Here is a 25077-nt window from a genome sequence, read left to right on the forward strand (position 1 = left end):
CATCATGGCCCAGCACGCAGACCCTGGCGCGCGGTCGGCCGCGGCGCCCGCGGCGCTGGTGATCCTGAGCTCGGTGAAGTGGAATTTCGCTTGGCAGCGTCACCACTCGCTCGCGCGGGCTGCTGCGGGCGCGGGAACCGCCGTCGTGTTCGTCGAGCCGCAGTTGCGCGATGTGCGGCAGATCTTCGCGAGGCTTCGGCGGCGGCGCGGCAGTGCTCCCCCGTCGCAGCAGCTTCCCGAGGGGGTGCAGCTGCTGCGCTGGTCGCCGGTCGATCTGTTGCCTGGTGCCACCTTGCGCCGCATTCGGCGTCGTCTTGGGGCAGCGGCCGCACACGAGACCATGGTGCTGCAGTATGTGCCTTCGCGCCGCTGTCTGGCGCTCGCGCGTCGTCTGAGCGCGGGGTGGATCGTCTACGACAGGGTGCTCGACTGGTCTCAGGTGCCCGCGAGCTGGCACCCGCCGCGCGCCTGGCGCAGCGTTGAGCGAGCGCTCGAACGCGAGGCGCGGCTGGTCACCGATTCCGCTGCGATGCAGCAGGCGTGGGCGGATCGCGGCCTCGATTCGCTGCTCTTGCTGCCCGCCGCCGATGACGAGTTCACCGGGTTTCGCTGGTCGAACCCGCAAGCTGACGCTCCGATCGGCTATTTCGGCACAGTGCAGCAGGGCATCATCGATGTGCCGGCGGTCGCGGCCGTTGCCCGCGCCCGGCCCGTGGAGATCGTGGGCGAGGTCGACGAGGCTTCACGCACCGAATTGCTCGCAGCGGGGGTGCGGATCGCCTCACCGGTGCCGGTCTCCGAGTTGCCGCCCATACTCGACGGGTGGAGTGCGATTCTGCTGCCGTATCGCGTGGGCGAGCGCCAGCAGACGCTTGTGCCCGCGAAGATCTGGAACGCGCTCGCCAGCAGCCGCCCGGTGCTCACCCTGGGGTTGTCGCTGCCGCCCGATATCGCGCAGCACACGGTGCCGCTCGACGGCGCGGCGTCGTTGCCAGAGGCCGCGGCCGCAGCGCTCGCGCGGTCGCGGGAGGCACCTCCGGGGCGGGCACCCAGCTGGAGCGATGCGTGGCGGCGGATCGCGGCGCTCGACCGCTCAACCGACTGATTGCCGGGAGACTGTCCTTCGCCTCTTGCGCAGGCTTCGGTGAGGGAGCACGATGAGACCATGAACTCGTCACCGCTCCACGCCGTCCCGGATCGCAACGCCGCCATCGACGTCGATTTCGAGGGCGCCTCTGATGAGCCCGCCTTCACGCTTTTCGCGGTGTTCCGGCTCAGCTCATCGCATCCCGTCACCGTCGACGGCCGCGATGTGCCGGAGGCGGTGCGGGAGCTTGAGGGCGTTGTCGAACTCATCGAGGACGAGGGCGTCACGCTGCGCGGCTGGTACGACGTCAGCGGGATGCGCTCGGACGCCGATCTCATGGTCTGGCTGCACGGCACGGCCGCCGAGGATCTGCAGTGGGCGCTGCGTGAGCTGCGCCGCTCTTCGCTACTGAAGCCGCTGATCCGCACCTGGGGCGCGATGGGCGTGCACCGCGATGCCGAGTTCAACCGCGGCCATCTGCCGGGTTTCGCGCGCGGGGTGCCTCCGCTGCAGTGGCTCGCCGTGTACCCCTTCGTGCGCTCCGCCGAGTGGTATTTGCTGCCGCCGGAGGAACGTCGCGCGCTGCTCGCGGAGCACGGCAGCGCGGGGGCGCAGCACGCCGGGGTGGTGTCGAACACGGTGTCGGCGTTCGCGTTGGGCGACTACGAGTGGTTGCTGCCGATGGAGGCCGACGAACTCACCGAGCTTGTCGACATGATGCGTGATCTGCGCGGTGTCGATGCGCGCAACTATGTGCACCTCGAGACGCCGTTCTACACCGGTCGGCGCATCGAGCCCATCGAGATCGTCGAAGTGCTGCAGTAGTCCCGCCCCCGCGCACGCGGGGTGAGTAGGAATCACGGCTTTCCGCTGCTGGCAGGGCCGCGGGCTTCTACGATCTGCGGTGTGGGAGCAATCGCAGTGCAGCATCGGAGTGTCGTGCGCCCCGACCGCAAGGCCGGGTACATGCACGAGATCGATGGTGTGCGCGGGATCGCGCTCACACTGGTCATGCTGTTCCACGTATTCGGCAATGGCAGGGTTTCCGGCGGCGTGGATGTGTTTCTGGTGCTGTCGGCGTACTTTCTCACTCGCAAGCTGCTGGGCTTCTTCGACAGGCCCGAACCGGAGGGTGCCCGCAAGCGGCCAGGCGTCTGGCTGCGCAAGCACTTCATCGGGGTGTCGACCAGGCTGATTCCGAGTGCGGTGATCGTGCTCGCCGCGGTGCTGATCGCCACTTGGCTGTGGCTTCCGGCGACGCGCTACCTGCAGACGTTCCGCGAGGTGTTCGCCTCTGCGCTGTATTACGAGAACTGGGAACTCATCTCTTCGCAGCTGGCCTATGGTGCCGCGGGGCCGGATTCGAGCCCGGTGCAGCATTTCTGGTCGCTGGCGGTGCAGGGGCAGTTCTTCCTGGTGTGGCCGTTTCTGGCACTTGCGCTCTACGGCGTGTTCGCGCGCGCCGGGGCCGGGCGATCGACGTTTCGCAGGGTGTTTCTCGGCACGACGCTGGTGCTGACGGTGGCCTCCTTCGTGTGGGCGCTGGTGCTGGTCGGTGCCGACCAGACGGTCGCCTACTTCAATACCTTCAGCCGCTTCTGGGAGTTGGGGGCCGGCGCGATGATCGCGTTCATCCCGGCGAGCGTGTTCGCGTATGGCTGGGTGCGCGAGGCCGGTGTGTGGGTGGGGCTCGCGATGATCCTCGTCTGCGGGTTCATCTTCGACGGTGCCCGCGAGTTTCCCGGCGTAGCGGCCCTGTGGCCCGTGGGGGCGTCGCTGCTGGTGCTCTTCGGGGCGACGCGCGGGGCACCCGACGGTTGGGCGGCGCGCGCGCTGAGTGTTGGCCCGGTAAGGTTTCTCGCCCGGATCGCCTACCAGCTGTACCTCTGGCACTGGCCGGTGCTGGTCTTCACGATGCGGGTGCAGGGCGAGACGACGGTGAGCTGGGGCACCGCGGTCTTCATCGCGGTAGTCTCGTTCGCGCTGGCGATCGCCACTGAGCGGATCGTCTCCACGGTGTCACGGCGCTCGCTGGGCGAGTGGTCGTGGCCGCGGGCAGCGGCGGTGCCACTGGCGCCGCTGCTGCTGCTTGCGGTCACGACGGTCGGCTGGGCGGAACTCGTCGACAGGCAGCGCCACGTCGACCTCGCTGCGGCGGCTCAGTTGTCGCCCGAGCAGGTTGGGGCCGGCGCGCTGCTCGGCGCAACTGAACCCCTCAACCCAGATCCCGATGTCGGCTTCCTCCCCACCCCCACTTCGGCGTTCATCGACCTCGCGCCCATCTACAACAAGGGCTGCATTCAGTCGCACCGCGACGAGCCAGGCGACGGTGCAGTGCTCGTCTGCGATGTCGACGATTTCGGCCGCGAGCGCACGGTGGTGCTGACAGGCGGCTCCTTCTCGGTGCAGTGGTATCCGGCACTGCGCCGCATCGCGGAGCAGCAGCACTGGCGTCTGCTCGTCATCGAGAAAGACGGCTGCAGGCTCACGACCGATCAGACCGGAGACACCTGCAGCGAGTGGAACAGTGACGTGGTGCGCACGATTGCGTCGTACCACCCGGACCTCGTCTTCACGCTCGGCAGCGTGGTTTCCTTCGAGCCTGGCACCCCGGAGGAAATCCCGCGCGGCATGATCGAGCAGGTGCAGCGGCTCGGCGAGCACGGTATCGAAGTGGTGGGGATCCGCGGCACACCGAAGTTTCCGTTTAATGTGCCCGAGTGCCTGGTTGAACACGGCACCGACATGAGCGCGTGCTCGCTACCGCGCACCAGCAAGCTGACGCCCGACTTCTTCGGCACGCTGGCGGCAGATCTGCCGACGAACTTTCACATCATCGACCTCTCCGACGCACTGTGCGGGCCGACGAGGTGCGAGCCCGTGGTGGGCAATGTGCTCGTCTACCGCGACGACGGGCACATGACGAACACCTACGCTCGCACCACGGAGCCGGCGCTGCTGGCGGCGCTGCGCGGGGTAGCGCCGCAGCTCTTCGCAGCCGAGCCCGCACAAGGTTGATCCGAGCGCACCCCATCTTGGCGGGTGACCCACATCGAGGTCACCCGTATGGCCGTTTCACCCCTGAGATAACGACCACACGGGTGACCTCGATCACGAGCGGGCGACGCCGTGACCCGCCATAGGATCACAGCCCTGAGTAGGCGTGCAGTCCCTTGAAGAAGACGTTGACGATGGTGAAGTTGAAGATCACTGCGGCGTAGGCGATCATGTTCAGCCATGCCGAGCGGGTGCCTCGCCAGCCTCGCGTCGCACGCGCGTGGATGAAGCCGGCGTAGAGCACCCAGATCACGAAGGTCCAGACCTCTTTGGTGTCCCAGCCCCAGTAGCGGCTCCACGCGGCCTCGGCCCAGATCGAACCGGCGATGAGGGTGAAGGTCCAGAAGACGAAGCCGATGATCGCGAGGCGGTAGGCGATGTCTTCGAGCCGCACCGCGTTGGGGAGCGTGGCGAGGAAGCGCAGCCCGCCAGGCTCCTGCGCCGCGATCTTCGCCTCCCGCCCGGACTGGAGCACCTGGAGCAGGGCGAGCCCGAACGACAGTGTGAAGAAGCCGACCGCAAGCACTGCGACGAGGATGTGGATCACGAGCCAGTACGAGTCGAGCGCGGGCTGCAGCGGCACGATCTCGACGTAGTAGTTCACCTTCGAGACGCCCAGGAAGAGGACAACGAGGCCGGTGACGAGCGTGCCGAGGAACCGCAGGTCGATGAAGAGCTGTGCGATGAGGAACACGAGCATGATCGCGCAGGTGGCGGTGAGCGCGAACTCGTACATGTTCGCCCACGGCACTCGCGAGGCGGCGATGCCGCGCAGCACGGTGGCGGCGAGGTGCAGCACGAAGGCGAGCACGGTCAGCGAGAAGCCGATCCGCAGCGAGCGAGAGCGGGGCTGCCGCGTTTCGGTGCGGGGGCTCGCGGTGCGGGTGAGGGTGGCGACGCCGCCACCGCCCGCAGCGGCCTGCTGGGCCCCAGCCCCGGTGGCCTGTTGGGCGGTGTCGCCGCTGCGATTCGCGAGGTCGACCGCGTAGAAGACGAACGCGATCGAATACACGATCATGGCGGAATACAGCGCGATCGTCGAGTAGTGTTCCAGCTCACTCAGCACAGTGCCCCAGAGTACCCTGCGTCCCTGGGAAATCGCAGGCGCGGGTGCCCTACTTTCGGGCCGTCACCTCGACGGTGAACGTGAGGGGCTGGATCCCTCCCTGCTCGTTGAACATGGTGACCTCGGTGCTGCCAGGTGCGAGCGCGGTGACGCCGGGGTTGAACTCTGCGGTGTCGGTGATGCGGCCCGGCGTGAACTCGGCGATGTCGGGGTGGGCAACCTCAGCTGTGTAGCTGTCGACGGCCAGGCTTGAGGTGTTGATGTTGAGCACCTGTCCGGTGACGAGTTCGACGGTTGCGCCTTGCAGCTCGTGCACGCTCATCGAGACCGGCGCGATGGTGTTCTTGCCGATCGGTTCGGTGTCGGCGGGCTTCGAGGCGCCGCAGCCGGCGAGGGGCAGGGCCAGCAGGGCGACGGCTCCGAGAGTGGCCAGGGTTGTGCGTCTCATGGCATCAGTGTGGCACTGCACTCAATGTTCCCCAAGTGGGTTCGGCGAGTTCGCAGCGATCTGCCTCCTCATACACTGAGAGGATGCAGATCGAGAGGCCCGGCATTTGGCGCGAGAGCGCGACGCTGTTCACGAGGGGCTGGAGCCTGGTGCGGGCCGGCGGGGCGCGGTTGCTCGGCGTGATCCTGGTCTCGCAGCTGGTGATTCTGGGCGTGGCCATGCCGGTGATCGGCTGGCTGTTTCGGGAGGCGTTGCGGGCGAGCGGCATGACGGGCCTCGACCTGGGGGCGTTCGCGCCGGGGCGTGGTGTGACGCTGACTGTGGGGTTGATCATTGTGATTGTGGCGCTGGCCTTCTGGCTGATCTCGTTGCAATTCACGGCGCTCGTGGTGTTGCTGCAGTGGCCGGGGATCGGCTGGCGGGGGCTCGGGCGGGAGCTGGGCCGGGTAGCTCGCAAGCTGTTGCGCCCGGGGTCGCTGTCGTTGCTGCTCTATCTGTTTCTGCTGTTGCCGCTCACGGGTTTCGGCTTCACTTCGGCGCTCACGCGCGGCATTGCGATTCCGGCGTTCATTTCTGGCGAGCTGATGAAGAGCGCGTCGAGCGGTGTGGCGCTCGGCGTGGTGCTGCTGCTGCTCGCGGTGTTGAATGTGCGGTTCGCGTTGACGGTGCCGATCTTTGTGCTGACCACGGGAGGGCGGGCTTCGCGGTCGAGTTGGCGGCTGACTCGCGGGGTGCGTGCCTGGCTGCCGCTGATGTTGGCGGTGGCGGCGGTGCTGTTGCTGGGTGGTGCGGCGGTTGTGGTGCTCACGGTCGCTGCGGTGGTGCCGACGGCGGTCGCCGATGAGGTCGCTGCGGGTGCTTCACCCACGATTGCGGCGTATTCGCTCGGTGTTGGGCAGGTGCTGGGCATGCTGCTGAGCGGTGTGGTGACGGCGTGGATTGCGGCGGTGCTCATCACGCGGGTGCAGCGGGGTGCGGATCGCCTCGCGCCGGGTGTGGAGCTGGTGCGCCCGCAGGCAGCTGCAGCCTCGGGTTCGGCGCGGCGCAGCACCGCGAGTGCGAGGCGGTCGGTGTTGCTCGTGGGGGCGCTTTCGCTCGTTGCGGCGCTCGGCTTCGGCACGGCGGCTCTGGGCACGATGCAGCGTCTGTCTCAGTCCCCGGAGACCCTGGTGCTCGCGCACCGCGGCTTCTCGGGTGGCGGGGTCGAGAACACGATCAGCGGCCTCGAGGCCGCGCACGCCGCGGGCGCCGATCTGGTGGAGATGGACGTCATGCAGACGCAGGATGGCGAGTTCGTCGCGATGCATGATGCGACGCTCGCGCGGCTCGCTGATCGGCCGGAGGCCGTGAAGGATCTCACGCTGGCCGAGCTCACCGCGATCACGGTGCATGATGTGCAGGGTCATGAGGATCTGATCCCGAGTTTCAGCGACTATGTGGTGCGCGCCCAGCAACTGGGGATGCCGTTGCTCATCGAGATCAAACTCGGCGGGGCCGATACTCCTGATCATGTGGAGCGTTTGGTGGCCGAGCTGGAGCGGCTCGACGCACTGGAGAGCAATATCTATCACTCCCTCGACGCGCCGAGCGTGGCCCGCTTGAAGCAGCTGCGCCCTGATCTTTCGGTGGGGTACACGATGGCGCTTGCTGCAGTGGCCGCGCCCGACACCCCCGCTGATTTCATCGTTGTCGAGGAGTGGAGCGCGACCGAGGAGTTGCAGCGTTCGGCGTGGGCGTCGGGGCTGGGCTTCATGGTGTGGACCGTGAACGAAGAAGCTGGCATGCGCGAACAGCTGCGTCGCAGCGTGGATGGGATTGTCAGCGACCACCCCGATCAGCTTGTTGCGCTGCGCTCCGAGATGCAGGAGGAGACGGGTCTCGTCGATGTGCTCGTCGACACCCTCACCCGCTTCGTCAAGATCTGACCGGTTACGCCCCGATCACCTCGGATTCGAGTCTGGCGTAGCTCGCCTCCATGCCGTCGACCATGCCCGTGGCGAGCACCATGTCGCGCGTCGCGGTGTCGGGGTAGGTGATGAGCAGCGAGAGCAGGGTGCCGCCTTCGACGGGGGTGAGGGTGAGTTCGTTGCGGGTTTCGGGGCTGCCTGCGGCTTCTGGGTCTTCGGGGGTCCACATCTTCTCGGTGGTGACTGCGCGGTAGGGTGCCGAGACCTCCAACAGCTCTCCTGTGAATCCGAATTGCTGCCCGTCTGCGGTGTTCTGCCAGCCGCTGCGGTGATGCTGGCCCACTTCTGTGGGGACCTCGCAGATCGGCATGGTCCAGCCGTCGGGGCCGAGCTGCCAGCGGCGCAGCAGATCCGCATCCATGTGGGCCCGCCACACCTGTTCGACAGTGCCGCGGATGACGCGCGAGACGCGCGCTGCGCGGTCGCCGATGAGTTGCAGTTCGGTGCCACGGCCTGCGGCGAAGGAGGCGAGGTCTGCGAGCACTGCGTCGATCTGCCCCATGGCGGCGCTCATGCCCTCCATCATGCCCATGCCCTGCAGCTGTTCGAGCTCTTCGAGTGAGGTGAAGTGGGTGGTGGTGACGAGCCGGGAGCCGAGCGCGGTTTCTTGGAATTCGAACACCATGCGCATGTGGGGCAGTTCGGTGTTGGGGCTGCCATCTTCGTGGGCGAAGCCGTCGCGCACTTCGAAGAATCGGGGTGCGTCGACTGCGATCCACTGCCAGTAGCCGCAGCTGCGGTCGCCTTCTGGGCCTGTCATGCAGTATTGGCTGAACCCGCCGGGGTGGGCGTCGTGCCTGGTGAAGATGGCGGGGTACTCGGGCGGCCCCCAGAAGCGTTCGATCTGGCGAGGGTCGAGGTAGGCATCCCAGAGTCGGCTGACGGACACGGTGAAGTCGGCTGTCACGGTGAGCGTGAGCGCTTCGGGGTCGGTGGTGATGTCGGTGATGGGCATGATGTTGGCCTTTCGTAAGGCCCGTTGGGGCCTTGGTGGGGCAGGCGCGTCGCTGCGCCTGCTCTGGGGGTTATGAGGTGGGCGGATCGGCGCAGAGCAGCGCATCGAGTCGTTCGATGCGCCCGCGCCAGATCTGCTCGAAGTGGCCCAGCAGTTGCTGGGCGCGGCGGATGGTGTCAGGGTTGCCGCGGATGATGCGCTCCCTTCCTCGGGGGATGCGTTCGACGAGATCGGCGGCTTCGAGCACGGTGACGTGCTTCTGCACCGCCGCGAACGACATTTCGTAGCGTTCGGCGAGTTGCGAGATGGAAGCTTCTGCTCCGAGCGTGCGGCGCACGATGTCGCGTCTGGTCGCATCGGCGAGGGCGCGGAAGATGCGGTCGACCTCGGCGTCGTTGAGTTCGCGGCTGAGCTGCGCGGTGCGGGCGTTCGGGGGGATCATGAGCACCTCCTTAATATGCAACCATTTAGTTGCATATTAGCTCGCGCCCCACCACAGGTCAAGCTCCTCGAACCCCCTTCGAGGAGCAACCAGAAAGCGAAGCGCTCACACCCCGCGGGCGCTACTCGGCGGCCGGTGCCTCGGGTCGCTCCGGCGCCTCCGCCGATCCGCCCGGATGAGCCGCATCACCGAGCTGCGCAGCGCGGCGACGCGCGCGCCACGAGGAGAAGGCACGCCACATCTCAATGAGGATCGGAATACCTGGGATCAGCACCAGCACAATGATGAAGACCTCGCTGTACTGCTGCACAAAGGGGATCTGGCCGAGGTAGTAGCCCAGCAACGTCACCCCGACGGCCCACAGCAGGGCACCCACCGCGTTGTATGCCACGAAGCGGCGATAGCTCATGTGGCCCACACCCGCCGCGGCCGGCACGAAGCCTCGGATGATGGGCAGGAAGCGCGCGATGATGATCGCCTTCGGCCCGTGCTTCTCGAAGAACGCGTGCGTGCGCGCCACGTTCTCGGGATTGAACAAGCGACTCTTCTCGCGCTTGAAGATCGCAGGGCCGATCTTGCGCCCCAGCATGAAGCCCATCTGGTCTCCGAGGAAGGCGCAGATGAACAGCACCACACAGGTGATCCAGATCGGGATGTCGATGATCGGAGACCCACCGGGGCCCGTCGCACTGAACAACCCCACCGTGAACAGCAGCGAGTCGCCGGGCAAGAACGCCAGCACCACAACGCCTGTCTCAAGAAACACGAACAAGCAGGCGAGAATGAGCGCGGCCCATCCACCGGCCTGCAGCAGCGTCTCGGGGTCGAGCCAGTCGATGCCGAGGAGAGCCGGCACGACAGCGCCGAGGGCGAGATGGATCGTGGTCACGGGAGCTCTGCTTTCGTCGGAACGGCGGGCGGATCACGGCGACGCCGGGCTGCTCGGCGGCTGGCGCAAGTCTACCGGCAGCACCCTGACCACTCCCGGGCGTGCGCCGAGAACCGCGCCACCAGCACCGACCCTCATTGCCGGCGCAGCCGCATTCACCCCGAGGCTGGGCGCTTCCTGCGCACCGGCCGCGTCGGCGCCCACAGCAGCCAGGCCACCGCCCCGCTCCCCCCGACGAAGCCCACAGCCCACCACGGGAATCCGAGCTGCACCCCGTCGCCGCCGATCGCCTCATCCGCAGGGGCTTCGCCATCGGGGATGCGCACCGCGTGCACCATGAAACGGTGACTATTCACGCCGATCGGGGTGCAGGTGAACAGCGTCACCCAGTCTTCGCCTGCGACGATCTGCAAGCTGTCGGTCTGGCCGGGCACCACCACCTCGGTGGATTCCACACGGTAGTAGTGATCCTCGCCGAGCACCGAGATCCAGAAGGTGTCGCCGACCCGCGCCTGGTCGAGATCGGTGAACAGCTTCGAATGCGGCAGCCCCGAATGCGCGGTCAGCACGGCCCGCGTTGACGGGCCACCGACGGGCAACGAGGTGCCGTACAGGTGGCCGACGCCCTTCGAGATCGTTTCATCGTCAGTGCCGTGGTAGATCGGCAACCCGATATCGAGGCGGGGGTAGCTCAGCGTGCCGATCGCCTGGCTGCCCGAGATCCGCAGCATCTCCTCATATGCGAGATACAGCGGGCTGCGAAGCGTCTGGTCCTCCTGCACCGTCGTGTACGGATCGGTCAACGGGCCGGGCCGCAGCTCAGCGTTGTAGCGGTACGCGGCATCGAGCAGCTGCTCCCGCTCCGCGGAGGGGGTCCCCTCGACCCCGCGCACATAGCCGGAGATCTCAGCGTTGTGGCCGATCCGCGCGACCCAGCTCGCGGCATCGGGATACACGAGCATGCCGATCGCCGCCATCGCCGCGAGTTGCAGCACCACCGTGAGCAGCCGCGATCCGCGCCGCCGCTTCGCCTTCGGCTTCGCCGCCCCAGCCACCACCGACCCCGACTGCACACTCACCCGCGCACCGCCCGATTCGCGCGACGCCGACCCAGCAGCAGTGCCCCCACCCCGAGCAGCACCGCACCAAGCAGCAGCCCGCCGACGATCCGGCCGCCGGTCACCGACAGCAACGGCGGTGGCGATGCCGGGTATGCCCGCCACACCTCAGCGTGCAGAATTTCGGGGCGAGACACCGAACCCACCACCCCGCGCAGCACCATCGTCTCTCCGGTCCACCCCGCCGGGTAGGAGGTGGGTGCCGCGAAGTAGAAGCGGAACAGAGCGCTGCCAGGCGCGCGATCGAGCCCGTCTGCGAAGTTCGAGAGACGCAGGCAGCCGATCATGATGAGGCCATCGGCATCAGTCGACCACGCCGAGACCCCGCCGACCGAAATGGGGTTGCTGCCTGACCTCGCATCTTCCGAGGTGAGGAAGAGCTCGAAGTCGGCACCCTTGATGAGGTTGCCCGGGTCGCCACGCTCGCTGACGAGAATGCCCAGCGGGCCAAACTTCGTGGTCGCCGTCGAACGCACAGGGTCGGCGTTCCCCGCGAAGAGGCGCACCTCGGTGGTGAACTCACCCATGCTCGTGACGTGCGTGTTGTAGTCCACGGCGAGCTGCGCTTCCGGGTGCGCCGCAAGCTTCGCCAGCCCCTGCGCGGTAAACACGGTCTCGAAGCCGTGCAACCCGTCGGCATCGACCGAACTGATCGTGTAATCGTCGCCAAACACGAGAGCACCGGCGCCCGTCAGCGACACCGCAACATCCGGGAAAGCGCTGTCGAGCACCACCCCGAGCGGCATCAGATGCTGCAGCCGGTAGCTGGCGATCTGCGCCTGCCTCGGAATCGCGGAGAGCGAGCTCCAGCTCACCGTGTCACCGCAGGAGATCGCGTCGCGGTCGCGCACCGTGAGCGTGACATCGACCACGGGGTTCTTGGGGTAGACGTGCACGGTGGTGAGCCACGCACCAGAGCTATCGGGGCTCGCCATCGGCAGCGGCACCAGAAACGGGGCGGCCCGCAGCACTCCGGGCGGTGCCGAGGTCTCAGACACGTAGTACAGGCCGACGCGAAGCCCGGCCATACGCGCCTCACCAGCGACATCGGTGCGCGCCGTTGCCGTCGCAGGCTGCCCGGCCACGAGCAGCGCCGCCTCTGCAGGAGTGAGCGCCGCAGCAGCGGCCCGCCCCTCGTCGGTGGAGAGATCGATACCGGGCACGAACGTCGCCGCGAAGTCGACCCCGCCGATCGGGGCGAGACCGGCGAGCTGCGCCGGGTCGATCGGCAGCCCGTCTACCGGCGAGCCAGGCACCTCCGGCTGGGCATACTTGTGCAGCACCAGCGTCATCGGGCCGGTGGGCAGATCGGGGGCCGCATAGGCGGCTGCCCCGCCACCGGTGAGCGCAGCGAAGACAGCGATCACGGCGACACACGCCCAAAAGGCGCGGAGCCGGGATCGAAGGCGGAAAACGGCGGTCATGAGGTCAGTTCTCCTGGGCGGATCCGGCGCGGGTTGGCGCTGCCACGTCGAGGCCGCTGCTGCACGGCAGCGGCACCCTTGACGCGTCGACCGCGACGCGAGCTCGGCGCGAAGAGCAGGGCCGCGACAGCGGCCGATCCGCCAACAAAGCCCACAGCCCACCAGGGAAAGCCCGCCGCCCGCCCGTCACCCACCAACGCCACCTCTGCGGTGGCAGGGGCCGGCACCCGCACCGCGTGCACCAGCAGCCTGTGGCTGTTCACTCCGATCGGGGTGCAGGTGAGCAGCGTCACGCGATCCTCCCCCTCGACGATGCCGAGCGAGCGCGTCTGCGCTGGCAGCACGGTCTCGATGCGATCGACCTCGTAGAAATGCAGCTGGTCGAGCACGCGCACCGAGAACACGTCGCCCTCCCGCGCATCGTGAAGGCCGCTGAACAATTCGGCGCTCACCAAACCTGAGTGCGCCGTCAGCACCGCATGCGTAGAGGGGCCACCCACCGGCAACGATGAGCCGTAGAGGTGCCCGGCACCCGTGCGCAGCGCATCCTCACCGGTGCCGTGGCGCAATGGCAGATCGATGCCGAGCCGCGAATACTGCAGCTCCCCCATCACATCGGTGCCAGGCACGCTGAGCAGCCGCTCATAGGCACGATAGCCTTCGTTCGACTGCCCGGAGCTGCCGGCATCGGGGCCGTACGGGTCTACGAGCGTGCCGGGCGGCAGCCTGCGGTTGTACTGCTCGGCCTCACCGATCATGCGGCGAGTCTCCGATCCCGGCATGCCCTCGATTGAGCGCACATATCCCGACACCGCGGCATTGTGCCCGAGCCTCGCGAACCAGTCAGCGGCCGCGGGCAACAGAACCGCTGCAAGCCCGATCATGGCGAGCAGCTGCAGCAGTATCGGCACCGCGTCGACACGCCTGCCCCCGGCACCGCGCTGAGGCGGTGCCGGGGTCGGCTCGGTCGGCGCGGAGGTGCCCGCTTCGGGCTGCGGGGAGACACGGTACGCCACGGGCACCTCCTTTCCGGGGTGTGATCACGACCGCTGGGGCCGCGACGGGGATGGAACTACTGCTCGAGCGCAGCCTCAGCGAGGCGGCGACGACGACGCGCCACGATCAGCACGACGGCGAGCACCGAGATACCACCGATGGTGAGCAGTGCGGTGCCGGTGCCACCGGTCAGCGGCAGCACGAAACCATTGCGGTTGTACTGGTTGACGATCGCTTCGGTCTGCGTGCTGGTGCTGGCCGAGTCGGCGTTCACGAGGAACGGGTGCGGTTCGGCGAGCAGCTGGTGGTTCTGCAGCGCCTTCTTCTCTACCAGCCAGTAGGTCTGGAACTTCGCGTTCGCCACGCAGGTAGCGCTCGCCGGGCCGAGGTTCTTGTCGGCGCAGGTCTCGCCCGGGGCGTCGACGAACTTCGTCTGCAGCACGCCGTCGGCGAAGTCGCTGTAGCGCAGGCCCGAGATATCCACACGGCCCTGAGCGTCGGTGGTCCAGACGCCGGTGGGGTTGCCCGAAGGCTTGATCGCGTCGGCAGGGTCGCCTGCGCGGGCCGCGGCCTCGTTCGCGAAGACCATGAACTCGGCGCCGGCAAGGTTCGGGGTGGTGCCGTTGGGGGCACCCTCACTGGTCTTGCGCAGCGCATAGCTGCCGTACTTCACAACGCTCGGCTGGCTCTCCAGCGGCTTGTTCTCGGTGATCGAGCTGCCGTCCGGGAAGACGAGGGCGGTGTTCTGAATCTCGCCGACCGACTTCACGAGGCTGTCAATCTTCACCACGACGCGCGGGGCCGGGCCCTTGTCAGGATCGGTGTCAGCGGCGTGCGCGGCGAGCGCCGCAGCGAGCTTGGTGCGGCCGCTGGCGGTGAAGACGACCTTCCAGGTGGTGGTGGCGGTCGCACCGGAGCCAGCCGCAACCGACTCGACGGTGTAGTCCCCTGCCGCACCCTTTACGAAGCCGCCGGGGGAGGTCACATTCACACCCGCAGCGGTGGTGCTGAGCTGGGTGTCGGTGAGCGTATCGTGGATCTCGAAACGGTCGGTTGCGAGGAATGCACCCGTACCGGGGTCGCGTACATCGGGAATCGAGGTGTCAATCGACCAGGTGACGGTGTCGCCCACCTTGAGCTTCGACACATTCTGCACGCTCTTCTGCACATCGCTGCGGCCGTTCTTGGGGTACACGTAGATCTCGGTGAGCCAGTTGCCCGCAGTTGCGGGATCGGTGAGCGGCACGGAGACGAGGAAGTCGCCTGCGCGCACCACACCGGCGGGAGCGCTGGTCTCGCGCACGAGGTAGAGACCGCGAGGCACGGTGTTCCAGCGGATCACGCCTGCGGCGTCAGTGGTGCCCGTGAACGAGGCCGTCGCACTAGCGGTGGCCTGCGCCTGAGCCAGCGTCGTGCCTGCCATGGCCTGCTGCCAGGCGTTCGTGCCGGGGGTTCCGGCGACGGGCACCGGGTAGGCGGCGAACTGCACATCCTTGATCGGCGCCCCGGGAGGGGTCTGCGGCAGACCGTTTGCGGGCACGCCGGTCGAGGGCTGCTCGGTCTTCGTGATGATGATGTCCGAAGATTCGGGCATCTGGTCGACGGGGGCGGCATTTGCTGCGACGCCCCCTCCGAGCGCGAGTGCCGCCGCGACGGCGAGTACGCCGAGGCCCTTGAGGAGGCCTCGCGGTGTGCGTGTGGACATGTCTTCCCTTTCTCGAAAGCTGATAAGTGTGTTCGGTTATCCGAGGTTGTGAGGTCTGTCGTAAGACGTGGAGGCGGATCTGCGCCTGCGAACCCAGAGGGCCCCTGCAACCGCGGCAAGGATCGCGACGGCGCCTGCGCCGGTGAGGACACCGAGCCACATGCCGCCGGTGAACGGGAGCCGGCGCGCGGCGGTGTCGAACACCGGCATGGTCCACCCCGTCGGCATCACGCAGTTCGGCTGCAGGTCGGCGGGGAGCTGCCACGGGTTCTCACAGCGCACGCGGAGCGGGGTGCCGGCGCTCGAACCGGGCATGGGGGTCACACCGGCGGAGCTCTCTCCCTGCCCGACAGAGGGCAGGGAGAGGCGGCCCTGGAAATCGTAGTAAGCCTGGGTGCCCTGGGCTGGGTTGCCCGTGACGGGCGAGCTGGGGGCCACCCACATCTTCATGGCGCGGGGCAGCAGTTCATAGCCGGCCGGCGCCTGCGTCTCGATCAGCCAGTAGGTGCCGCGCCGCCCGCAGCTCGTGTCGCTCGGCGTGGTGTCGCAGGCGTTGAGCGCGCTCGTGGTGCGCCAGTCGACCTTCGGCGGATCCTGCGGATTGCCGCCCGTGGTGTCGCCGCCGCGCACGTTCATCGCGCGCCACGATCCTTTGGCCTGCCCCTGGTCTTCCGCGGTGAGCCTGAAGAAGGTGCCGCACTGCTCGACCTGTGCCTGCCCGGGCAGCAGGCCGGCGGCACCCTTGCCCGCCTCGTTGTTCCACGCCTGGATCGCGTTGGCCGTGGCCGAGTTGGCGCCGAAGTCGGTGGCGCCGCTCGTGCTCGGCAGGCTGCCTGGCGCGCGATAGACGGCCCCGCCGGGGCGGGTCGCAACTCCCAGCGTCGCCGCAACGGGGGAACCGCTGGGGAAGGGGTTGTTGTTCACGCGGCAGAGCCAGCGCGAGGGCTCACCCGCTTGAGCCAGCGCCTCGGAATCGGCGAGCAGAAAGTTGGCACCGTCGAGGTTGTTGGGGGTTTCGATGGGCACTGGGCCGTACTTCTTCCAAATGTGGAAGTAGCTCTCACCGATGAGGTGGTACGTCTTGCAGGCGCCCCACTTCTGCTCGAAGGCGGGGTCGCTGCTGTCCCAGCCGACGGGCACTCCGCCATTCGCGGCGCTGCACGCGCTCGGGTACACCGCTCGCTGTTGCGGAGTCCCCGCCGCGAAGGTCGCCTCACGGCCCTGCGCGGTGTTCACCCAGCTCGCGTTCGAGCGGATGGGGGTGCTGCTCGCAAGCGTGGGCGTGGCAGCCGCTGCTGCTTGACCGCCCTTCACCGCGTACCCCACGATGGCGTAGGCGATCCGCTTGCCGTTAATCATGGCGGGCAGGGTGAAGGCCGGTGGGGTGTAGGTCCAGCACCCCGCCGCCGCACCGGGAATGTCGTCCGCGAACTGCGCGGAGAGCGAGCACCCGCCCTGCCCGTCGGCACGGTAGTTGACCGTCGGCAGGGCCGGATTGGGGGCGCCTGCTGGAACGCCGTTGTTCGAGACGTTGACAGAGTTCCAGCTCTGGTCAAGCGCCGAGGCGACCCGGTTGCCGTTGGCCTCGTAGTAGGTGATGCCGTTTGGCACTGCGACCGCCGGGGGCGCGGCCGGATCGATCACCGTCGCAGCGAGCGTCTGGGTGAGGTCGTCGTCGAGCAGGATGCCGCTGATGTCCGTGGCTCCGAAGTTCGTCACTTTCACCCGGTAGTAGATGTTGCCGCCGGAGTGGATCATCGCGCCGTCCTCCGGCTGCGAGGTCTTCTCGATCGTCCACGCCGCGACCGAGTGCTCGGTGCACATCGCGCGCTGGCCCTGGGCGGGGGCCGCGCACGTCGCGGGCGGCGTCGTCACCGTGCCCGGCGTGAGGTAATTGCGCAGCAGGAAGCCCTGAAGCGGGGCCGCCGCGCTCTGCCGTGCCGCGGTATTCACATCGTTGCCGAGCACTCGCACGCGAAAGCTCAGCGTGCCGACCGTGCCCGCGGGCACCGCGCCGGACACATTGATGCGCGCGTTCGCCGCGTCCCAGGCGCCGGAGACGCCATTCGTCGCCGCGGGGTACCAGACCGGCGCCGAAACCGTCGCGCCGGCCGCGTTGATGAATGCGGCGTCGTCGAGCACATCTCGCAGGAAGTCGCGGGAGTTCACCGTCGCCGGTCCGAGACCCTCGCTGTTGTCGAAGCGGAGCGTGTAGGTGACGATCGCCTCGGCGTCCACCGGGGTGAGCGACACCGGATCCGCGGTCTTCTCCGGCTGCATGATGCTGTTCACGAACTCGCAGACGAGCTGCTCGCCGTTCACGAGGCCCGCGGTGCTGAACTCGCCTGCGGTCCCGGATCCGCTCGACCGCGGCGTCGATTCGCCATCGACCGTGCACTGCCACCCCGAGGCGTAGTTGGCCGCGCTCGCGCCATTCGTGAAGGTCTCCGCGAAAGTGACCCGTTCGCCGGCGGTAATGGGGAAGGCACCGACGCTCTGATCCTGCACTCCGCTCGCCGGGCTCTGCGCTGTCGCAGTGCCGAGCACGGTACCGCCCGAGATGGTGCCACCGCTCACGGTACCGCCGTTTCGCAGCTCGAGCCCGAAGCGGTCGGCGCCCGCCACCCGCCCGTTCGGCAATCGCTTCTGCAGTTTCACAGTCGGCGGGTAGGAGCAGGAGGCGAGGTCGGTGCTCACCATCGTCGCTCCGCTGAGCGTCACCGAGTTGGCCGTGCCCGGGGACGGGAGCGACACCCAGCGCAGCGTGTTCGACCCTCCGAGGTACAGGCGCCCGCGCAGATCGAATGCGACGCCGTTCACCCCCGACATGAGGCTGTCATTGTTCGCGAGCTGAGTCACCGGGATCGCGGTGCCCGTTGTCGCCCCGGCGAGGTCCGTCGCACTCGCCCGGAAGATCGTCACCCTCGTCGTCGTGCCAGTGAAGTCGTTCCGGGCGAGGTACAGGTTGCCATACTCGTCGAAGGCGAAATCACCGTTGAAGGTTCCGCTCGTGGTGCCGGTCGCGCGAATGTTCAAGTAGCCGCGACTCACCATCGCGGTGCCTGCCGCGTTCGTCGACCAGAGCGAGAAGTTGGCGGCCAACGCGCCGCTGGTCTCGAAGCCGCCGACAAAATATGCACCGTTCGGCGCGACCGCTCCTCCGACGAGCTGGAGCCCGCTCGCGCCGTCGATGTCCCAGGTGTTCGTGCCCGTCGAGAGCGCCCGCGCCCAGGTCCCGGTCGACCCGGTGTACCGGTACACCTGCGCCTGGTCGGTATTGCTCCCGCGAGAGAAGGCCCACGCCGTGCCGGTGCCGTCAGAGGCGATCCCGAGGCCGTTCATGGCATTAGAGCCCGTCGTGCCGCCGAGATTGCGCACCGCACCAGTCGGCGAGATCTCCTGCATCTGACCGTTCGTCCCGCCAATCGCGTAGACGTAACCGGTTGCGCAGATCGGTGCGACCCGTTCAAGGATCGGGGCGGCGGCGAAGGTGTGCACCATGTTCGACCCCGAGTTCACCCACTGGCCTGCTGCGGCGTTCTGCTGCGTGCCCGAGATAGTCGCCACCCAGTTCTCGGAGCCCGTGCCCGTGTCTGTTGTCGCGGTCGCCGTCGGGGTGGTCCAGGCGTAGCCGCTGGGTACCGTCGCCGACGCGCCGATGCGGTAGCGCGAGGTCGAGCTGAGCTGCGATCCCGCTGCATTGCTGCGATCCACTTTGAAGACGCCCGGCGCAGAATCTTGGTCGAGCGAGCTTGCGGGGCAGGGGTCGACAGTGCAGTCGGTCGCGCTCCAGGCGGCGGGCCAGCGCGAGGTGGTGCCGCTATTGCCGCCGCTGTTGCGCGCGCCCTGCAGATTCACCGTCGCGCCAGGCACCAGATTGCCCTCGGTGTCACGAACCGAGAACGCAAGATAGGGGCGACCGGCCACCGGCAGAGACAACGGCGCAATCGCGGCGAGCGACTTCGCTGCCATACCGGGCTCGGCCGAATCCTGCGGTGCCGCCTCAGCATCGGGGGGCGACGGCGCAGGCGTGCTCGGAGCTACCGTGTCGGATGTCTCTCCTGTTGCGGGTGGCGTGGCATCACCACTCGGCGGCGGTGCGTCACCGGGAGCGTTGTCTGACTTCGGCTCAGTCGTCGCGGCGGCAGGGGTCGGCCCCATCGCCGTCACCCCGGAGCCCAGCAGCACCGCAAGCACGGTCGCGATGACGGCGAACCGTCTCCACGAATGCGCATGCTGTTGCCCCACCAAGGTCTCCCCAAAATGCCGCGACCGCAGTTCGACACGACATCTCGCGCGCGAACCACGGTCAGTTCCAACCCGCCTTCCCCATCGATGTTCCGGCGGACGATTTCTCTGACTGTAGATTGCGCGCTTCGCCAGATTCGGCCCGCGAGGCCCCCAGCAGAAAACCTTCACCCAAAGTTCCCCCCTTGCGCCAGGGGTCTACCCCCTGAGGCTCCGCTGACTACTCCCTCGGTGGTCTTGACGGGTAACCCTGAGGTCTAGAATGAAATTCCCATAGGGTGCGTCTCCGTTCGCGGAGCCCCCAGAACCGCGCGAGAAGGGCCGAGGAGATGACCCCGCCGCCTTCACCCGCTGACGGGCCCCGACCAGGAGGCGCGAACGGCGTCGTGCCGATCCTGCCCCGCCCCCGCCTGCTTGCCATGCTCCCGCACTCCCACGCCGGGGTCTCCCTTGACGATGATCCCAACCGTGTTTCGGGCTTCACGCTGCTGCTCGCCCCCGCGGGGTATGGCAAAACCGCGCTCCTCACCGAATGGCTGCGCGATCGCGACGAAGCCCTGATCCGCATCAGCTGCGGTCTTGGCGCCGCCAGCGATCCGTGGCAGCCGATCGCTCGCGCCCTCAAGGCGCTCCTCGGCGACGACCACCACGATCACCCCACTCCCGGAATCGACGGCGCCTCCTCGCAAGACGCCGCGCTCACACTCGCCGCGCAACTCGAAACACCCGTCACGCTCGTGCTCGACGACTACCACCGCATCACCAGCCCCGAGCAAGATCTCGCCCTCGCCGACCTCGTGCAGATCGCCCCGCGCCTCACCCTCGTGGTCTCAGCGCGCCGCGTGCGCATCCTCGACGGGCCCCTCGTCACCGGCCGCGCCCCGGTCACCGTGCTCGATACCGGCGACCTCGCATTCACCCCCGACGAAACAGCCGCGCTCGCCAAGCTCAGCGAACGCGCCATCGACGCGCGCTGCGAGGAAGCCCTGCAGCTCGCCGCCGGGTGGCCCCTGGTGGTGCGGATCGTGCTCGGCGCCGAAGCTACTCCGGTCACGGCACACGGCGCACCATATCCAGAGCTTCACCGTTTCGCGCTCCACTCGCTCGAAATCATCGGCGAGGTCGCGCGTCGCGCCCTCCTCGCCACCTCACGCATCGATGCTGTCACCCTTCAGGGCGCGGCGAAGTTCATCGACGCCGGCATCCCCGAGACGCGCTCCGCGCTCTACGAACTCCTCGAACTTGGGCTCGTCGTGGTCAACACCGACGGCCTCTCGACCGAGTTCTCCTGCCACCCAGCCGTTCGTGACGCCCTTGCCGCCCGAGCCTCCCGCTCGATCAGCGCCGACCAGCACACCATGCTCGTCACCGACCGCGCAGCACACATCGAACCCGGGGCGCCGTTCACGGCATTCACCCTCCTCTGCACGCACGGTGCCTACAGCGAAGCAGAACTCGTACTCGCCAATCACTTCACACTCATCACCGACGAAGGCCCCACCGCTCTCGCGGTGATCCGCACGCTTCCAGACGAAGTGCTCTTCACGCTCCCCACCTTCGCCGCAGCACGCCTCTTCCTCGAACACGACGATCCGCGACTCCCGCAATCGAGCATGCAAGATCTGCTCGACCGCATGGATCGCGGCCTGCAGCGACGGCTCCGGCAGCCTGACGCCGATGCGGAGCACGGAGAGGCAGCAGCACGGGTGAAGCGAACCTCCATCGCCCTCGCCGAAGGCCTTCCTGAGGCCCTGCACCTCCCCACGCTTGCTCAGGCAATGCTCAGCGCGCGACTGCGAGGCAACATCGCAGGTGCCCACGCACTGGCCATGCAGCTCGAAGCGCGCCTCATCGCGGCCGGCGCCGACCAGCCTCCGAGCACCCGCAACGACAGCATCACCCCCCGAGCCGCATCAGGATCACACTTCTTCTATTTGCGGGAGATCGCACTCACGGCGATGCTCGTCGAAGACTTCCCCACACAGCGTCGCAACTGGGCGCGGCTCCGCTCGCAATCCGAAGAGCTCATCGAACGCCCCTGGCAGGGGTTCCCGCCGGCATCCACCCGCACCGTCACCGACCCCGAATCGGGTGCGCGGTGGCGGGCGGCCGCCATCGGCGGGCTCGCGCTCACCGCCGCAATCGACGGCAGCATTCGAGAAGCCCGCGAACTCCTCGCAGAACTCGACGAGATCACCCCAGACATCATCGATCGCGCCCCGAACACCTCATCGCACCACGGCGACCTCGCCCGCGCTGTGCTCGCCGCCGAATACTGCGACCACGCGCAACTCGAACTCGCCGCGCAACGACTCCTCTCCTCCTCCTGCCGCTGCGACAGCTGGCGGCCGGCCCTCCTGGTCGCACAGGCGGCGTTCCAGCGCCGCAGCGGCAGCGCCGCGACCGCGCTCGCCGACCTCGACTCCCACCGCAGCCACTTCACCGGCGCGGCGGCCACGGCCGGAAGCCCCTGGATCCGCACCCTCGTGCATCACCAAGCGCGTCTGAGCGCCGAGATCGGCAACTTCGCCGTCGCCGAACGCCTCCTCGGCACACTTCCCTCAGACCACCCGAGCACCCGTATTGAGCGCGCCCGCGTTGCGCTGTTTGCAAGCAACGATGTCCAAGCGCTCATGCTCGTGCAGCAGGAGCACGAGCGCACCAGCGTCAGGCAGCAACTGGGACGGGCGCTCATTTCGGCGATCGCTGCGTGGAACTGCGGGCGTCTCTCCGAAGCACTCGATGAGTTCGGTGTGGCCTGCCGGCTCATCGATCGGCACGAACTGCTCTCACCGCTCTCGGGGGTGCCCCACGGTGAACTCCTCGCGCTCGCCGTTGCCGCAACCGAGGCCGGCATCGACGCGGCCGACCGCACACTCGTGCACATCCGCGCGATCCCGGAGGCCGCACGCGCCCAACGCCGCGCCGCGCTCACCGGCATGGAGCAGCGCACCCTCGAAGCAATCGCCTCGCATCGCAACATCAACTCGGCCGCCGAGGCCCTCTTCATCAGCCCGGCCACGGTGAAGAAGCACCTGCACGCCGTGTACCGAAAGCTCAGAGTGTCCGGCCGTGACGAAGCGCTCCTGCAGGCCTCACGCATGGGGCTCATCGATGAAGCGCCGGGGGATGTCCCGGCCGCAGAGACACTCGACCTGAGGCACTGAGGCGTTGAGGCGCGAGCGGCCCCTGCTTCGCAGCGACGACGATCCTGCGCGTGGGGTTGTCAAGCTCGGGTCATCCGGCGGCCTCAAGCTCCTCGCGGCCCAACGCGCGGAGCCCTTCGATGAGGGCGCGCAGGCCGAAATCGAAGGACTCCGTTGCGACGGGCACCCCACGCTCGGCAGCCCGGCGGCGGGCTGCACGTTCGGCAGATTCGAGCACCGGCGTGCTTTCGGGATCCCGGAAGGGCCGCAAGTTGTCCTCCGGCGCGAGCGCGTCGAGCGCCGAGCCAATGATGTAAGACTCGATGGCGATGATTGCCGGCACAATGCGGTGCTCGGGGTATCCATCGCGCCGGAACGCCTGAGCAATACGGTCGTAGTCTGACATCGACTCCGGTTCACCGTCGACGGGGAACGTCGCGAGCGCGGCGATGATCCCCGGGTGCTGTCCGAGGGTCTCCCGATAGGACCGAGCCCACAGCCGGATCGCCTCGTACCAGGGCAGTTGGCCGAAGCCGGGGTCCCCCACGCGCAGGGTCAGTCGACCTCGCATGCCCGCGATGAGATCTGCCTTGCTCTCGAAGTAGTGGTGCAACGCAGGTGGGCGCACACCCAGGGAGCGCGCGAGCGCCGCGAGCGTGAAATCCGAACCACGGTCGTCAACGAGAGCGAAAGCGGCCTCAAGGATCCGTTCGCGCGATAGGACGGCGGCCCGAGGCCGTCCAGCAGAACGCTGGGCATCGGAGTTGGGGGACATGAGCCTTCCGCGATGTTGCGCCGATAATTGAATGCAGTTAAATTAAATCTGGTCCTCGGCTGAGCCCGAGGAGAGAGACAGAGGAGTGCGCCAGTGACGGCAGCCGACATCATCATAGATGGGGCCAGGGTGCGGACCCTGATCCCCGGAGACGACTCCCCCCGGCCCCGCTCCATCGCTCTCTCAGGCGGTCGCATCCTCGGGGTCGGTGAACGCGATGACATCGCCCAGGCCTTCCGTGGGCCGCACACCCGCCTCGATGACGCCCGGGGCATGACGGTGACCCCAGGCCTCATCGACGCGCACCTGCATCCCATTCAGGGAGTGGAGCTCACCCAGGGGCTCGACCTCGGCGCCGTCTCAGACCCACGCGAACTGCTCGCAGCGCTCCGAGAGGAAGCCGCGCGAGTCCGGCGCGACACCAGTGACGGCTGGGTCCGCGGCTGGAACCTCGACTATGCGGTCTTCGATGGGGTGCCGCTGCGATCCGACATCATCGATGAGGCCGTCGACGGGCTTCCCACCCTGCTCTTCTTCTTCGACTTCCACACCGCGCTCGCCAGCACCGAGGGGCTGCGACGCGGCGGCATCACCGGAGCGCGACACTTCGACGACAGCTCCGAGATCGTGGTCGACAGCTGCGGCCGCCCGACTGGTGAGCTTCGCGAGGACAGCGCATACCAGCCGTTGCTCGCCACGATGCCCGCGCTTCGCCCGGAAGAGACCCTCGAATCAGCCCGTCGCACCTTCGCCCGAATGCGCCGCTCGGGCCTCACCGGCGGCACGATCATGGACGGCAATTCCGGCACGCTCGACCTCCTTGAAGCTCTCGATTCCAGCGGCAGCGGCCTGCCGGTGCGGATCGTCAGCGCCATGGACGTGAAGCCCACCGCGACAGCAGAGGATCGCGCCGCCATCCGCGCACAGCGTGACCGCGGCGGCAGGCGCTGGCGAGGAGGCGTGATCAAGCTCTACGCCGACGGCGTGATCGACACCGGCGCCGGTTGGCTCTACGAGCCCGACACTGACGGGGCCGGTCTCAATGGCTTCTGGGGATCGCAAGCCGACTTCGTCGCGACCGTCGCGGAGTTCACCCAGGCCGGATTCCAGATCGCTACCCACGCCATTGGGGATCGCGCCGTCGGAGAGACCATCACCGCCTATGAAACCGTAGGCTGCCGCGCGCACGGCCGCGCCACCCACCGCATCGAGCATCTTGAGTGCCTGAACCCCCGCGACATTGCCCGCCTCGCGGCCACCGGCATCATCGCCTCAATGCAGCTCCCCCATATGCAGTGGCGCAGACCAGACGGCAGCGACGAGTGGGCCAGACGACTCGGCCCCGTGCGCGCCGCGCAAGCGTGGAGCGCTGGCTCCGTGCTCCGAGCCGGCGCGCCGCTCGCACTCGGTTCGGACTGGCCCATCGCCGATCTCGACGCCCGATTCGGTCTCGCCTGGGCGGTGCTACGCCGAAACCCGGGTGATCTCGACGGATTCGTGTATGAGCCGCACGAGCGGCTCACCTCCGCCGAAGCACTGCACGGCTATACCCGCGGCGCCGCACTGGCACAGGGCGACACCGACCTGGGCGTGATCCGAGAAGGAGCCCGCGCCGATCTCGCCGTGTGGGCCGACGACCCGGTCACCGTGCCGGCCGACGAGCTCGTCAAACTCCCGGTGCTCGCCACCTACCTCGACGGTTCGCGCGAAGACCACGCCCAGTAGATCCACCCCGAATCCGCCCACTATCGATA

The 25077-nt window shown here is 67.9% G+C and carries 17 protein-coding genes; 6 read left to right on the forward strand and 11 right to left on the reverse strand.

Translation table 11 applies throughout. The annotated features are described in order from the left end of the window. Window positions 1-4 precede the first annotated feature (4 nt). The 3 genes from WFL22_RS05735 (at window position 5) to WFL22_RS05745 (ending at window position 4105) form a co-directional block, all read left to right on the forward strand. Complete coding sequence (locus WFL22_RS05735) at window positions 5-1105, forward strand: hypothetical protein (RefSeq protein ID WP_336991852.1); 1101 nt, start codon at window positions 5-7, stop codon at window positions 1103-1105. A 60-nt stretch (window positions 1106-1165) separates the two neighbouring features. After that, window positions 1166-1912 (forward strand): hydrogen peroxide-dependent heme synthase, encoded by a 747-nt coding sequence (hemQ, locus tag WFL22_RS05740; RefSeq protein ID WP_336652860.1) that lies wholly within the window; start codon window positions 1166-1168, stop codon window positions 1910-1912. A gap of 81 nt (window positions 1913-1993) precedes the next feature. Then, entirely contained in the window at window positions 1994-4105 is a 2112-nt protein-coding gene (locus WFL22_RS05745; protein ID WP_336991853.1) for an acyltransferase family protein, read from the forward strand. 127 nt (window positions 4106-4232) lie between these two features. On the opposite strand, the gene ccsB is transcribed toward WFL22_RS05745, so the two are convergent. Further along, window positions 4233-5162, reverse strand: a complete 930-nt coding sequence (ccsB, locus tag WFL22_RS05750) for a c-type cytochrome biogenesis protein CcsB (protein ID WP_336653095.1) — start codon at window positions 5160-5162, stop codon at window positions 4233-4235. Window positions 5163-5259: 97 nt separating this feature from the next. Continuing rightward, entirely contained in the window at window positions 5260-5658 is a 399-nt protein-coding gene (locus WFL22_RS05755; protein ID WP_336991854.1) for a hypothetical protein, read from the reverse strand. Between the two features lie 83 nt (window positions 5659-5741). Here WFL22_RS05755 and WFL22_RS05760 point away from each other — a divergent pair, with 83 nt between their 5' ends. Beyond that, entirely contained in the window at window positions 5742-7583 is a 1842-nt protein-coding gene (locus tag WFL22_RS05760; RefSeq protein ID WP_336991855.1) for a glycerophosphodiester phosphodiesterase family protein, read from the forward strand. Window positions 7584-7587: 4 nt separating this feature from the next. On the opposite strand, the gene WFL22_RS05765 is transcribed toward WFL22_RS05760, so the two are convergent. From WFL22_RS05765 to WFL22_RS05800, 8 genes are all read right to left on the reverse strand, one after another. Continuing rightward, window positions 7588-8580 carry an SRPBCC family protein gene (locus tag WFL22_RS05765; protein ID WP_336991856.1) on the reverse strand — a complete coding sequence of 331 codons (993 nt, stop codon included), beginning with the start codon at window positions 8578-8580 and terminating at the stop codon, window positions 7588-7590. 70 nt (window positions 8581-8650) lie between these two features. After that, window positions 8651-9022: an ArsR/SmtB family transcription factor gene (locus tag WFL22_RS05770; RefSeq protein WP_336652865.1), complete on the reverse strand. Its 372-nt coding sequence runs from the start codon at window positions 9020-9022 to the stop codon at window positions 8651-8653. A gap of 121 nt (window positions 9023-9143) precedes the next feature. Next, on the reverse strand, window positions 9144-9911 hold the full coding sequence (locus WFL22_RS05775) for a VTT domain-containing protein (protein WP_336652866.1): 768 nt from the start codon (window positions 9909-9911) through the stop codon (window positions 9144-9146). A gap of 155 nt (window positions 9912-10066) precedes the next feature. Beyond that, window positions 10067-10990 carry a class C sortase gene (locus tag WFL22_RS05780; protein ID WP_336991858.1) on the reverse strand — a complete coding sequence of 308 codons (924 nt, stop codon included), beginning with the start codon at window positions 10988-10990 and terminating at the stop codon, window positions 10067-10069. Continuing rightward, complete coding sequence (locus WFL22_RS05785) at window positions 10987-12453, reverse strand: SpaH/EbpB family LPXTG-anchored major pilin (protein WP_336991859.1); 1467 nt, start codon at window positions 12451-12453, stop codon at window positions 10987-10989. The genes WFL22_RS05780 and WFL22_RS05785 overlap by 4 nt, the downstream gene beginning before the upstream one ends. Then, the gene (locus tag WFL22_RS05790) at window positions 12450-13469 is read right to left on the reverse strand and encodes a class C sortase (RefSeq protein WP_336991860.1); all 1020 of its coding nucleotides are present in this window, start codon (window positions 13467-13469) and stop codon (window positions 12450-12452) included. The genes WFL22_RS05785 and WFL22_RS05790 overlap by 4 nt, the downstream gene beginning before the upstream one ends. 56 nt (window positions 13470-13525) lie before the next feature. Continuing rightward, on the reverse strand, window positions 13526-15154 hold the full coding sequence (locus WFL22_RS05795; protein WP_336991861.1) for a SpaH/EbpB family LPXTG-anchored major pilin: 1629 nt from the start codon (window positions 15152-15154) through the stop codon (window positions 13526-13528). 36 nt (window positions 15155-15190) lie between these two features. Then, window positions 15191-19402: a DUF7927 domain-containing protein gene (locus WFL22_RS05800; protein ID WP_336991862.1), complete on the reverse strand. Its 4212-nt coding sequence runs from the start codon at window positions 19400-19402 to the stop codon at window positions 15191-15193. Window positions 19403-19731: 329 nt separating this feature from the next. Between WFL22_RS05800 and WFL22_RS05805 the strand changes: the two genes are divergently transcribed. Then, window positions 19732-22569 (forward strand): helix-turn-helix transcriptional regulator, encoded by a 2838-nt coding sequence (locus WFL22_RS05805; RefSeq protein ID WP_336991863.1) that lies wholly within the window; start codon window positions 19732-19734, stop codon window positions 22567-22569. A 70-nt stretch (window positions 22570-22639) separates the two neighbouring features. Here WFL22_RS05805 and WFL22_RS05810 read toward each other — a convergent pair whose 3' ends face one another. Further along, window positions 22640-23323 carry a TetR/AcrR family transcriptional regulator gene (locus WFL22_RS05810; RefSeq protein WP_336652873.1) on the reverse strand — a complete coding sequence of 228 codons (684 nt, stop codon included), beginning with the start codon at window positions 23321-23323 and terminating at the stop codon, window positions 22640-22642. A 93-nt stretch (window positions 23324-23416) separates the two neighbouring features. Here WFL22_RS05810 and WFL22_RS05815 point away from each other — a divergent pair, with 93 nt between their 5' ends. Next, window positions 23417-25048 (forward strand): amidohydrolase, encoded by a 1632-nt coding sequence (locus WFL22_RS05815; RefSeq protein WP_336991864.1) that lies wholly within the window; start codon window positions 23417-23419, stop codon window positions 25046-25048. The last annotated feature ends 29 nt before the right edge of the window (window positions 25049-25077 follow it).

It is taken from the genome of Leucobacter sp. VD1 (genome assembly GCF_037150695.1).
Lineage (GTDB): Bacteria > Actinomycetota > Actinomycetes > Actinomycetales > Microbacteriaceae > Leucobacter.

What these genes read in the sequence shown, in the direction of transcription:
- WFL22_RS05735 (WP_336991852.1), top strand. Translation starts at nt 5, where the DNA reads ATGGCCCAGCACGCAGACCCTGGCGCGCGGTCGGCCGCGGCGCCCGCG.
- hemQ (WP_336652860.1), top strand. Translation starts at nt 1,166, where the DNA reads ATGAACTCGTCACCGCTCCACGCCGTCCCGGATCGCAACGCCGCCATC.
- ccsB (WP_336653095.1), bottom strand. Translation starts at nt 5,162, where the DNA reads ATGATCGTGTATTCGATCGCGTTCGTCTTCTACGCGGTCGACCTCGCG.
- WFL22_RS05755 (WP_336991854.1), bottom strand. Translation starts at nt 5,658, where the DNA reads ATGAGACGCACAACCCTGGCCACTCTCGGAGCCGTCGCCCTGCTGGCC.
- WFL22_RS05760 (WP_336991855.1), top strand. Translation starts at nt 5,742, where the DNA reads ATGCAGATCGAGAGGCCCGGCATTTGGCGCGAGAGCGCGACGCTGTTC.
- WFL22_RS05765 (WP_336991856.1), bottom strand. Translation starts at nt 8,580, where the DNA reads ATGCCCATCACCGACATCACCACCGACCCCGAAGCGCTCACGCTCACC.
- WFL22_RS05770 (WP_336652865.1), bottom strand. Translation starts at nt 9,022, where the DNA reads ATGATCCCCCCGAACGCCCGCACCGCGCAGCTCAGCCGCGAACTCAAC.
- WFL22_RS05785 (WP_336991859.1), bottom strand. Translation starts at nt 12,453, where the DNA reads ATGACCGCCGTTTTCCGCCTTCGATCCCGGCTCCGCGCCTTTTGGGCG.
- WFL22_RS05795 (WP_336991861.1), bottom strand. Translation starts at nt 15,154, where the DNA reads ATGTCCACACGCACACCGCGAGGCCTCCTCAAGGGCCTCGGCGTACTC.
- WFL22_RS05805 (WP_336991863.1), top strand. Translation starts at nt 19,732, where the DNA reads ATGACCCCGCCGCCTTCACCCGCTGACGGGCCCCGACCAGGAGGCGCG.
- WFL22_RS05810 (WP_336652873.1), bottom strand. Translation starts at nt 23,323, where the DNA reads ATGTCCCCCAACTCCGATGCCCAGCGTTCTGCTGGACGGCCTCGGGCC.